At 72.0% G+C, this 10,411-nt stretch carries 12 protein-coding genes; 9 read left to right on the top strand and 3 right to left on the bottom strand.

Annotated features, from left to right (window positions below; translation table 11 throughout):
* Window positions 1–208: YciI family protein (locus H4N64_RS43200; RefSeq protein WP_472910315.1), on the bottom strand; the 208-nt coding region annotated here is incomplete at its 3' end.
* A 179-nt stretch (window positions 209–387) separates the two neighbouring features.
* Window positions 388–624: a hypothetical protein gene (locus H4N64_RS43195; protein WP_186288103.1), complete on the bottom strand. Its 237-nt coding sequence runs from the start codon at window positions 622–624 to the stop codon at window positions 388–390.
* 289 nt (window positions 625–913) lie between these two features.
* Between H4N64_RS43195 and H4N64_RS43190 the strand changes: the two genes are divergently transcribed.
* From H4N64_RS43190 to H4N64_RS43165, 6 genes are read left to right on the top strand one after another with little or no spacing between them, the layout of a single operon-like run.
* The gene (locus tag H4N64_RS43190; protein ID WP_186288102.1) at window positions 914–2,287 is read left to right on the top strand and encodes an ATP-binding protein; all 1,374 of its coding nucleotides are present in this window, start codon (window positions 914–916) and stop codon (window positions 2,285–2,287) included.
* Window positions 2,284–2,706, top strand: coding sequence for a roadblock/LC7 domain-containing protein (locus H4N64_RS43185; RefSeq protein WP_186288101.1), 423 nt, complete (start codon window positions 2,284–2,286; stop codon window positions 2,704–2,706). Before H4N64_RS43190 ends, H4N64_RS43185 begins: the two co-directional genes overlap by 4 nt.
* On the top strand, window positions 2,703–3,065 hold the full coding sequence (locus H4N64_RS43180) for a DUF742 domain-containing protein (RefSeq protein WP_186288100.1): 363 nt from the start codon (window positions 2,703–2,705) through the stop codon (window positions 3,063–3,065). The genes H4N64_RS43185 and H4N64_RS43180 overlap by 4 nt, the downstream gene beginning before the upstream one ends.
* Complete coding sequence (locus H4N64_RS43175) at window positions 3,037–3,645, top strand: GTP-binding protein (RefSeq protein ID WP_186288099.1); 609 nt, start codon at window positions 3,037–3,039, stop codon at window positions 3,643–3,645. Before H4N64_RS43180 ends, H4N64_RS43175 begins: the two co-directional genes overlap by 29 nt.
* Window positions 3,642–4,880 carry a cytochrome P450 gene (locus tag H4N64_RS43170; protein ID WP_186288098.1) on the top strand — a complete coding sequence of 413 codons (1,239 nt, stop codon included), beginning with the start codon at window positions 3,642–3,644 and terminating at the stop codon, window positions 4,878–4,880. Before H4N64_RS43175 ends, H4N64_RS43170 begins: the two co-directional genes overlap by 4 nt.
* A complete protein-coding gene (locus H4N64_RS43165; RefSeq protein ID WP_186288097.1) occupies window positions 4,877–6,112 on the top strand; it encodes a cytochrome P450 in 1,236 nt (411 codons plus the stop codon). The genes H4N64_RS43170 and H4N64_RS43165 overlap by 4 nt, the downstream gene beginning before the upstream one ends.
* 127 nt (window positions 6,113–6,239) lie before the next feature.
* Here H4N64_RS43165 and H4N64_RS43160 read toward each other — a convergent pair whose 3' ends face one another.
* On the bottom strand, window positions 6,240–7,745 hold the full coding sequence (locus tag H4N64_RS43160) for a helix-turn-helix domain-containing protein (protein WP_186288096.1): 1,506 nt from the start codon (window positions 7,743–7,745) through the stop codon (window positions 6,240–6,242).
* 194 nt (window positions 7,746–7,939) lie between these two features.
* Between H4N64_RS43160 and H4N64_RS43155 the strand changes: the two genes are divergently transcribed.
* From H4N64_RS43155 to H4N64_RS43145, 3 genes are all read left to right on the top strand, one after another.
* The gene (locus H4N64_RS43155) at window positions 7,940–8,560 is read left to right on the top strand and encodes an L-threonylcarbamoyladenylate synthase (RefSeq protein ID WP_186288095.1); all 621 of its coding nucleotides are present in this window, start codon (window positions 7,940–7,942) and stop codon (window positions 8,558–8,560) included.
* 111 nt (window positions 8,561–8,671) lie between these two features.
* Window positions 8,672–9,427, top strand: coding sequence for a dienelactone hydrolase family protein (locus H4N64_RS43150; protein ID WP_186288094.1), 756 nt, complete (start codon window positions 8,672–8,674; stop codon window positions 9,425–9,427).
* A gap of 22 nt (window positions 9,428–9,449) precedes the next feature.
* Window positions 9,450–10,229 (top strand): SDR family NAD(P)-dependent oxidoreductase, encoded by a 780-nt coding sequence (locus tag H4N64_RS43145; RefSeq protein ID WP_186288093.1) that lies wholly within the window; start codon window positions 9,450–9,452, stop codon window positions 10,227–10,229.
* Window positions 10,230–10,411 lie beyond the last annotated feature (182 nt).

Genomic DNA, 10,411 nt, shown 5'->3' with positions numbered 1-10,411 from the left:
CCCCCTCACCGTCGTACCGGACCCAGGCCCCCTCGGGGGCGAGCGCCTGACCGTCGACGAACTCGCCGGTCTTCTCCAGCCGGGCCGCGAAGTCGTTCATGTACTGGACATGGGCCGAGATCTCCTCCGGCGTCCACTGGTCCATGGGAACGTCGTTGACCGATGCCGGAGCGCCACGGTAGTGCTTGAGCAGCAGGTACTTGGCCATGGTGGCTCTCCTTGTTACTGGTGCGACCCATTGTGGTCGCGTTCACCCCGGGGACGCAGCCGGTCACCGGTTCTCGACATCGCCGTGGGAAATTCTTTCCGCGAATCTCGGCCGTGGCACGGAAAGGGCCCGGACACCGCGTGCGAGACGGGGTCCGGGCCGTGGGTGCGGGACAGGTGTCAGCCGCCGGTCAGACGGGAGCGGAGCAGGTCCTTTCCCAGCTCAGCGCCCTTGCGGCTGTCCGCCTGGGCCTTGCGGAAAAGGTCCGCGACCTCGGTGTCCTTGCCGCGTTCCGCGTCCTGGATGTACGTCTCCAGGCGCAGCGCGTTGCTGAGGCACGCCTCCACGTACCAGATCAGGTTGTAGTCCTTGTCCGCCGTGCCGGTCACTCCGCCGGTCTCCACACTGCTGGTCATTCGGGCCCCCTTCCTCGGTCGGGCCGGGGCCTGGTCGGCCCCGTCTGTCGTCGGGCACCGGGTACCCGCCCTGACCGCGACCAGTCGCCGAGCGCGCGGCATCGTCAACTCGCCCCTTCCGTACGGCAATTCAGACAGTTGACGCAGAAGTGAACAGAGGGCGGGCAGATTCGGAGCGAAGTACCCATCGACCGTGCGAGAGCGGTCGATGACGGTGTGTACTGTGCTGCGAGCGCCTCGTGAGGGGTCCTCGCACTCACCCCTGCCCACTTCTCTGGATACCGATTCCATGATCGAACTACCGGACCTGGCCGTCGGCGGTCTGGCCGTCGGCACACTGTCCGCGCTCGCCCTCGGCGGCGGGCTGCTCCGGTCGCGGCGGCAACGGGCCGTGCAGCGCGACGAGATCGCCGCGCTGCGCGCCCATCTCGACGGCGTGGTGCAGACGTTCGCGGCCGAGGTCGAGCATCTGGCGGCGAAGCGCGTTCCCGCAGCCGCCCGCCAGTTGGCGCATCCCCATGTCGCGGTGCCGGGTCCCCTCCAGCTCCGGGCGGCCGGTTCCTCACTCGGCGTCGCCATGGAGAACGTGCTGGACCAGCTGCGCGTCGAGCTGACCGCACAGCACCTGCGCGTCGACGCCGCCGCCCAGGCCGGGATGCGCGGCGCCACACGGGAGATCCAGGCGGCGCTGTATCGCCTCCAGGACGCGCTGCGCGGCCTTCAACAGCAGTACGACGACCCCGAGTTGGCGCAGACCCTGTTCGAACTGGACCACGAGAACGAGCAGTCGCTGCGGCGCGCCCAGGTCGCAGCGGTGGTGTGCGGGGCCTGGGTGGGGCTGGCCCGTGAGGAGTCCCACCTGGTCGACGCGGTGACCGGTGGGCAGGCCCGGCTGGCCGGGTACCACCGGGTCCGGGTCAACAACCACCTCCAGCCGGGCACCGCCCTGGTCTCGCACGCCGTCGAGCCGGTCGCGATCATCGTCGCCGAGCTGCTGGACAACGCGCTGCGGCACTCCGCGCCGGACACCGACGTGGTGGTCAACCTGGAACACGTCCACCACGGCGTCTGCGTCACCGTCGACGACGCGGGCCTCGGCATGACGCAGGACGAACGGGACCGCGCCCAGCGGATGGTGGCAGGTTCCGAGCCGATCCTGCTCACCGACCTCGGCGATCCGCCGCGCATGGGGCTCGCCGCGATCGGCCAGCTGACCCGCCAGTTCGACCTCACCGTGGACCTGTCCTCGCCCTCACCGTACGGCGGAGTCCGGGCGGTCCTGCGCGTCGACAGCCATCTGCTGACCCGGATCGACCCCGAGGAGCAGCCCCCGGCCGCCAGCGCCCCGCGCCCGACGCGCCGGGCGACCGCCGAGGAGCCGCCCGCCCAGACGCCCAGCGCCGGGCACGACTACGTGCCCGAGCCGGACGACGCCGCGCCCGCCTCCCGGCACGCCGACGGGCTGCCGCAGCGCCGGCGCCGTACCCGAGCGGCCGCCGCCGACACGGCCGTACCCGAACAGCGGCCGCCCGTACGGCGTCCCGAGGAGGCCGCCGCCGCGCTCGGCGCGCTCCAGGCCGCCACCGCCGCGGCCCGTGCCGCCGCCGGTGAGAACACCGACCATGAAGACCACGAAGACCACGAAGGGGGAACGGCCCGATGACCGGCCGCGAAGCAGGAGACACGGCGTGGGTTCTGGAACCGATCCTTGAGGTGCCGCATGTCGTGGCCGCGGTGCTGCTCACCCGGGACGGGCTCGTCACCGGGTACACGGACGCGCTCACCCAGCCGTCTGCCGAGCGGGTGGCCGCCATCACCAGCACCGTGCAGGGGGCCTGCCGTACCGCGGCGGCCGCCTTCGCCGACCGGGAGCGGGCCGAGGTGCGGCAGGTGGTCATCGAGTCGGACCACGGGTATGTGCTGATCGTGCCGACCGACCACGGCACCTGTGTCGCCGCCTACGGTGACGGCGAGGTGCGCCTCGATCTGCTCGCCCACCGGGTGCACTCCCAGGTGGCGCGGCTCGGCGAGAAGGCGATGGCCGCCGCACCCCGAGGAGCCGACGGCGGCGCGCCGGCATGACAGGCCGCCCGGGCGGCCGTCCCCTGGTCCCCGCGTATCTGTCGACCGGCGGCAAGGCCCGGCCCAGCCGCCCCCACCTGGAGCGGCTGTCGGTGCTCACCGGCAGCGGCGAGCCCGCACCGGCGGGCCTGCCCGCCGCCGAACTCGCCCTGCTGGACGCCCTGCACGGCGGCTCCCTGACGGTCGTGGAGGCCGCAGCGCACTTACGGCTGCCGGTCTCCGCCGTCCGGGTCCTGGCCGGCGCGCTCCTGGACCGCGACCTGGTCCTGGCCCGCGCCCCGATCCCGACCGCCGAACGCTTCGACCCCGACCTGCTGAAGAGAGTGGCCGATGGCCTTCGCGCCCTCAAGCACGACTAGCGGCATCCACCTGCCGGACACCGCCCGCGATCTGGTGAAGATCCTGGTCGCGGGCCCGTTCGGGGTGGGCAAGACGACGCTGATCGACTCCGTGTCCGAGATACGGCCGCTGCACACCGAGGAGCGGCTCAGTGAGGCGTCCGCCCCGGTGGACGATCTGGCCGGGGTGCGGGAGAAGTCGACGACCACCGTCGCCATCGACTTCGGCCGGATCAGCCTGGGCGGCGGGATCGTGCTGTACCTGTTCGGCACGCCCGGCCAGGAGCGGTTCCGTTCCCTGTGGGACGACATCGCCTACGGGGCGCTCGGCGCGCTGGTGCTGGTCGACAGCCGCCGGATCGACGCCTCCTTCGACGTGCTCGGCCTGGTCGAGGAGAGCGGGCTGCCGTACGCCGTCGCCTTCAACGCCTTCCCGGACGCGCCGAGCCATTACACCGAGGCGCAGTTGCGCGCCGCGCTGGACCTGGAGGCGGGCACGCCGATGGTGACCTGCGACGCGCGTGACGCGAACTCCTCCATCGACGCGCTGCTCGCGCTGGTCCAGCACCTGATCGACCGCCACCCTCCGGAGAACCGGTGACCACCTACCCCGCCGCCCAGCAGACCTTCTCCCGCTCCGCGCCCGTGCGGCTGTGGGAGGACGGCTTCGCACTGGACCCCTATCGCTACTACGAGGATCTGCGCGCCCAAGGCCCGGTCGGCTGGGCCGAGTTGGCGCCGGCCATCCAGGCGTACGTCGTCACCGACCGGCGCGCCGCCCTGGATCTGCTGCACGACACCGAGACGTTCTCGCACGATCCGCGGCCCTGGGAGGCGACGGTCGCCGACGACTCCCCCGTCCTCGGCATGATGCGCTGGCGGCCCAACACCCTGTTCGCCGACGGCGACGCGCACGTCCGCTACCGCACCACCCTGATCGACACCTTCGACCGGGTCGAACCGCACGACCTGCGGGCCCGGGTGCACCGCTCGGTACGGCTGCTGGTCGGCCGGATCGGGCCGCGCGGCGAGGCAGACCTGGTGGGCGACTTCGCCCGGCCGCTGATGGCGCTGGTGTTCAACAATCTGTTCGGGCTGCCCGACAGTGCGAGCGACCGGCTCAACGCGGCACTGGGCAAGATGATGGAGGGCGGCGCCGAAGCCGCCGAGGGCGAGGCCGAGTTCGGCGGCTATGTGCTGGAGCTGATCGCCGCCAAGGCCGAGCGGCGCGGCGAGGACCTGCCGAGCTGGCTGCTGGACCATCCGGCCGGGCTCACCCCGGAGGAGGTCACCTGGCAGGTCTTCCTCACCCTCGGAGCGGGACACGAACCGACGGCGAACCTGGTGTCCAACGCCCTGTCCCGGATCCTCGGCAACCCCTCCTACTACTCCACCCTCACCAGCGGCGCCCGCCCGGTGATGGACGCCGTGGTGGAGGTGCTGCACCACGAGACACCGCTGGCGAACTACGGCATCCACTACGCCCGCCGGCCCGTGACCTTCCACGGCGCGTGGATCAGGGCCTCGGTCCCGGTCGTCATCTCCTACGGCGCCCTCGCGCACGCCGCCGAGCAGGAAAGCGGCGGCCACCGGCACCCCGGTGACGCCTCGCATCTGTCCTGGTCGGCGGGGCCGCACGCCTGCCCGGTCAAACAGCACACGCTGCTTATCGCGACCGAGGCGATCGAGCGGCTCACCCAGTGGCTGCCCGACCTCGAACCCGTCCTGCCGCGCGAGCGTCTGACCTGGCGGCCGGGTCCGTTCCACCGTTCGCTGACCTCCCTGCCCGTGCGGTTCAGCCCCCGCTCCCCCGATCTGCCTGGAGGCCCGTCGTGACCGTGACCGACCGTACCGAACGCTTCGCCCTCGACCCGTTCGGATCCGACATCGCCGCCGAGTCCGCCCGGCTGCGCGCGCTCGGCCCGATCGTCCCCGTCGACCTGCCCGGCTCCATCCCGGCCTGGGCGCCCACCGGCTACGACACCCTCAAGGAGCTGATCCTCGACCCGCGCGTCAGCAAGGACCCCCGCAAACACTGGAGGCTGTGGCCCGAGATCGGCGAACACCCCTCCTGGGGCTGGATCCTGGGCTGGGTCGGCGTGGTCAACATGCTCTCCACCTACGGCCCCGACCACACCCGGCTGCGCAAACTGGTCGCGCCCAGCTTCACCCAGCGGCGCACCGAGGCGATGCGGGCGCGGGTGGCGGCGATCACCGCGGAGCTGCTGGACAAGGTGACCGAGGCCGACGACGGGGTCGTGGACGTCAAGGCGGCCCTCGCCCATCCCCTTCCCCTGCGGTTCATCTGCGAACTGTTCGGCGTGCCCGACGAGTTGGTGGCCGACACCACCCGGCTGATCGCGGCCATCATGGACACCTCGGACCCCTCGCCCGAGCACGCCGCCTTCGTGCAGCAGCAGATCGGCACGGTGCTGCCCGCGCTGATCGCCCACCGCAGCGAGCACCCCGGCGACGATCTGACGACCGAGCTGATCCGGGTGCGCGACGAGGACGGCGACCGGCTCAGCGACGAGGAGCTGCTGTACACGCTGCTGCTGGTGATCGGCGCCGGGTTCGAGACGACGGTGAACCTCATCGGCAACGCGGTCGTCGCCCTGCTGCGCGCCCCCGAGCAGCTCGCCGCCGTGCGGTCCGGGGAGATCAGCTGGGACGCGGTCGTCGACGAGACCCTGCGCGTCCACCCGTCCATCGCCTCGCTGCCGCTGCGGTTCGCGGTCACGGACGTCGAGGTCGCGGGCGTCACGATCCCGGCCGGGGACGCCATCATCACGACGTACGCCGCCGCGGGCCTCGACCCGGCGCACTACGGCCCGGACGCGGACGCCTTCGACGCGGCGCGCGGGGCGGACGACCACATGGCGTTCGGCATCGGCGTGCACCGCTGCATCGGCGCTCCGCTGGCCCGCGTGGAGGCACTCACGGCTCTGCCGGCCCTCTTCGACCGGTTCCCGGACATGCGGCTCGCGGTCGACGCCGAACAACTGCGTCAGGTGCCGTCGTTCATCGCCTTCGGCTGGCAGGAGATCCCGGTGCGGCTGGGCGGCTGACCCGGAGACAGCCGCGCGAGGGCCGACCGGTCCCCCGTTCCGGTCGCGCCCCCGCGGTTCGTCGAACCTACGTCCAGGGCAGGGCACTTGTGAACCGCATTGATGCCCGCTGCGCGGGGCTCGGGGCTCACCTGTGCACAAGTGAGTCCGGTTCGCCCCGTTTCAGCCCCTGCAGGGTGGGCCGATCGAGATCGCCCGCCGCCAGATGAGCGAGCACTACCTCGTACAGATCGCCGCCGCCGACGAGGAGCTGCCGTTCGAGGACGGGTTCCGCGGCGCGCACGTGCTCGCGCACGGTCTGCGCGTGGACACCCAGGGTCTGCGCCGCGCGTTCGGCGTTGCCACCGGCCGCGATCCAGGTGCGCAGGGTACGGCGCAGGTCGCGGGCGTCGGCGTCCAGACGGGCCAGCAGGTCGTGCGCCCAGGCACACATGGCGGGACCGGTCAGCAGATCGGCCAGGTCGACGGACGCGGGGGCCTGGTCGTCCTGGCTGTGCTCCAGGCTCTCCTGGGTGTTCAGCGCGAGATGGACGACGGCGCGGGCGGCGAGGTCGGAGAAGTCGGTACCCAGCAGGGCCTCCACGCGTTCCATCCGGGCGCGGACGGTGTTGCGGCTGACGCCCAGGACCTTGGCCGCGCTGACGGCGGTGAACTCCAGGCCGAGACGGGTGGTGGCGAGGAGTTCCGCGTGCGTGTGGTGGGGCAGGCCGTCGAGCGGCGCGAGCACCCGGGCCGTCCAGCCGTGCAGCGCGGCGGGTGCCATCAGGCGCTCGGGGTGGGTGCGCTCCGCATACACCGCCGCCTTGTCCGGGCGGAAGTGCGCCACGGCCAGCGCGCTCACGGCCTGCCCGTAGGCGGTGGCGGTCCTGGCCAGGCTCTGCCGGGCGCTGCCGCCGAGGAAGACGCGGGGGCGAGGGCCGATCAGCGAGCGCAGGGCGCCGGCCACGGCCTCCCTCGGGGTGACGACGATGACGTGCTCCTCCCTGGCGGGGCAGCGCACGACCAGTGCCTGCTCGCCCGTCGCGTCCAGGCACTCCTCGACGAGCCGGTCGCGTTCCTCGGGGCGGCTCTCGACGACGTAGACACAGGCGGTGTCGGTGTCGAGCAGTCCGGGCCACAGGCCTGCGGCGACCCGGCGGGCGGCGACGGTGTCCTCGACCATCAGCAGTTGCAGGATGGCCAGGCGCAGGTCGGAGGTGGCGCGTTCGAGTCGGTGCACGGCGACGGTCGACTCATGGGCTCTGAGCAGCAGTTCGAGGACCTGGACGGTGTGCGTGACGATCTCGGAGGCCCGCCGGTCGAACGGGACCGCACGGGACACGGTCAGCACACCCGCCGACGCCGCGACCCGGACCAGCCGCAGATGACGCCCCGGCCCCTCCCACGCGGCGGAGGCGATGCGCCCGGCGACGATGTCCCCGAACAGATCCTCGAACGGCCCGCTGTCCAGCGAGGTCCCCGCGAGGACGGCGCCGGAGTCGTCGTGCAGACAGGCCGTACCGTCCACGGCGTCAGCGAGCCAGGCGACGACCTGCCGAACGCTCCGCCCTGGCCGCAGCAGCTCCAGCAACTCCCGCTCCCACGCCGCGCCCTTCACCTCCGCACGACGCGTCCCATCCTCTCGGCCAGCCACGATCGGCCTTCCTCACCGTTCATCCCGTTCCCGACAACCGGTTCGCGACGTTACCGCACGCTCACCGAACCGGCCGCCCACGTCCACAGCGAGAACGGGTTTCCAGGGCGGCCCACTTCAGGCGCCGCGGGTACGGACGTGAAGGTGGGCCTGCCCTGCGCGTGCGAAGCCGGTGCAGGGCATACGCTCGGCCAATGGCGAAGTACTTCGATGTGCACCCCGACAATCCCCAGCCGCGTATCGTCTCCCAGGTCGCCGACAGCGTCCGTGCCGATGCGCTCATCGCGTATCCGACGGACTCCTGCTACGCCCTGGGCTGCCGGCTGGGCAGCCGTGACGGGATGGAGCGGATCCGGTCCATCCGCCGTCTTGACGACCGGCACCACTTCACCCTCGTGTGCCAGGACTTCGCCCAGCTCGGGCAGTTCGTGCGGATCGACAACGACGTGTTCCGCGCGATCAAGGCCTCCACGCCGGGCAGTTACACCTTCATCCTGCCCGCGACGCGCGAGGTACCGCGCATGCTCCAGCACCCGAAGAAGAAGACCGTCGGTGTGCGCATCCCCGACCATGTCGTCACCCAGGCGCTCCTCGCCGAGCTGGGCGAGCCGCTGCTGTCCAGCACCCTGCTGCTGCCCGACGAGGACGAACCGATGACGCAGGGCTGGGAGATCAAGGACCGCCTGGACCATGTGCTGGACGCGGTGGTCGACTCCGGGGAGTGCGGCACCGAGCCCACGACGGTCATCGACTTCTCCGGCGGGGAGACCGAGATCGTACGGCGCGGCGCCGGGGACACTACGCGCTTCGAGTGAGGCGGGGGCGGCCCGGGGGCTCTCGGAGACGCGTGCCAGGATGGCCGTGACCTGGCCTTCCCAGGGTCAGGCCTGCTCCGACCCCCCTGCGCAGAGAGGCACGACCCCGACATGACCGTCGTACAGGGAACCGCCGTCGACATCGTCACCGAGGACGGCACCGCCGACGCCTATCTGGCCCACCCCGGTGACGGGGCACCGCATCCCGCGGTCCTGCTCTACATGGACGCCTTCGGGCTGCGGCCGCGGCTGCGAGCCATGGCGGATCGGCTGGCCGAGGCCGGTTACACGGTCCTGGTGCCGAATGTGTTCTACCGGCACGGGCGGGCGCCGGTGGTCGAGTTGCCCGAGTTCATCGACCCGGCGGCCCGTCCGGAGATCTTCGAGCGGCTGTGGCCGGTCATGCAGTCCCTGACGCCCGCGCTGGCGATGCGCGACGCCGGTGCCTGTCTGCGCTGGCTGGCCGACAGCCCTCTCGCCGCCGACGGTCCGGTCGCGCTGACCGGCTACTGCATGGGCGGCCGGCTGGCCGTGATGACCGCCGGCACCTTCCCGGAGCAGGTCGGGGCGGCAGCCTGTTTCCACGCCAGCCATCTGGCCACCGACGGCCCGGACAGCCCGCACCTGGTCGCCGAACGCGCGACCGGAGAGCTGTACTTCGGCCATGCCGACCAGGATCCCGGGCTGCCCGTGGAGCAGATGGAGCGGCTGGAGAACACGCTGACGGCGGCGGGCGTCCGCCACCGCGCAGAGGTCTACCCCGGCGCCCATCACGGCTTCACCCAGGCCGACACCGCCGCCTACCACCAGGAGGCGGACGAGCGGCACTGGGCGGCGCTGCTGGATCTGCTGCAGCGGACGTTCTGAGGCCATTGCATAGGGTGCGGCCATGACTTCGCAGGCCTACCTCTCCGAACTGTTCTCCCTCGACAACCGCGTAGCCCTGGTGACCGGCGGCAGCTCCGGCATCGGGCGCGCCATCGCCGGGGCCCTGGCCCGGGCGGGCGCGAGGGTGGTGATCGTCGCCCGCAAGGAGGCGGAACTGGCCGCGGCGGTCGAGGAGTTGACGGCCGACGGCTGCCGGGCGGCCTGGGTGAGCGCCGATCTGAGCACGCGTGACGGCGTGCGGGCGGGGGCGGAGGCGGCGGCCGAGGTGTTCGGGGAGCCCGACATCCTCGTCAATTCCGCCGGGATCAACCTGCGGCCGCCGATGGCCGAGTTGGACGAGGACGTGTGGGACACCACGATGGCCGTGAACCTGGAGGCCCCCTATCTGCTGGGCCGGCGTTTCGGCCCCGGGATGGCCGAGCGCGGCTTCGGGCGGATCATCCACATCACCTCGCAGCAGGCGCACCGGGCCTTCGTGCAGAGCGGCGCCTACGGCGTCTCCAAGGGGGCGCTGGAGTCGCTGGCCCGGTCACAGGCGGAGGCCTGGTCGCCGTACGGCGTCACCTGCAACACGCTGGTGCCGGGGTTCGTGATGACGCCGCTGAACCGACGGCTGTCGTCCGACCCGGAGAAGGTGGCGGCGCTGGCCGCCCGCACGATGGTCAAACGCAACGGCCTGGCCGAGGACTTCGCGGGGGCGGCGGTCTTCCTCGCCAGCCGCGCCTCCGCCTATGTCACCGGCCAGGCCCTGTTCGTCGACGGAGGGTTCTCCGTCCACTGAGCCGTCAGGCGCCGACGTACTCCGCCAGGTGTTCACCGGTGAGTGTGGACCGCTTGGCGACCAGGTCGGCCGGCGTGCCCTCGAAGACGACCTTGCCGCCGTCGTGCCCGGCGCCGGGGCCGAGGTCGATGATCCAGTCGGCGTGGGCCATGACGGCCTGGTGGTGCTCGATGACGATGACC

The organism is Streptomyces cupreus, from assembly GCF_014257025.1.
GTDB classification, from domain to species: Bacteria; Actinomycetota; Actinomycetes; order Streptomycetales; family Streptomycetaceae; genus Streptomyces; species Streptomyces cupreus.
Note: the sequence above shows the minus strand (reverse complement) of the source record. Positions and strands in the feature narration are given on the sequence as shown.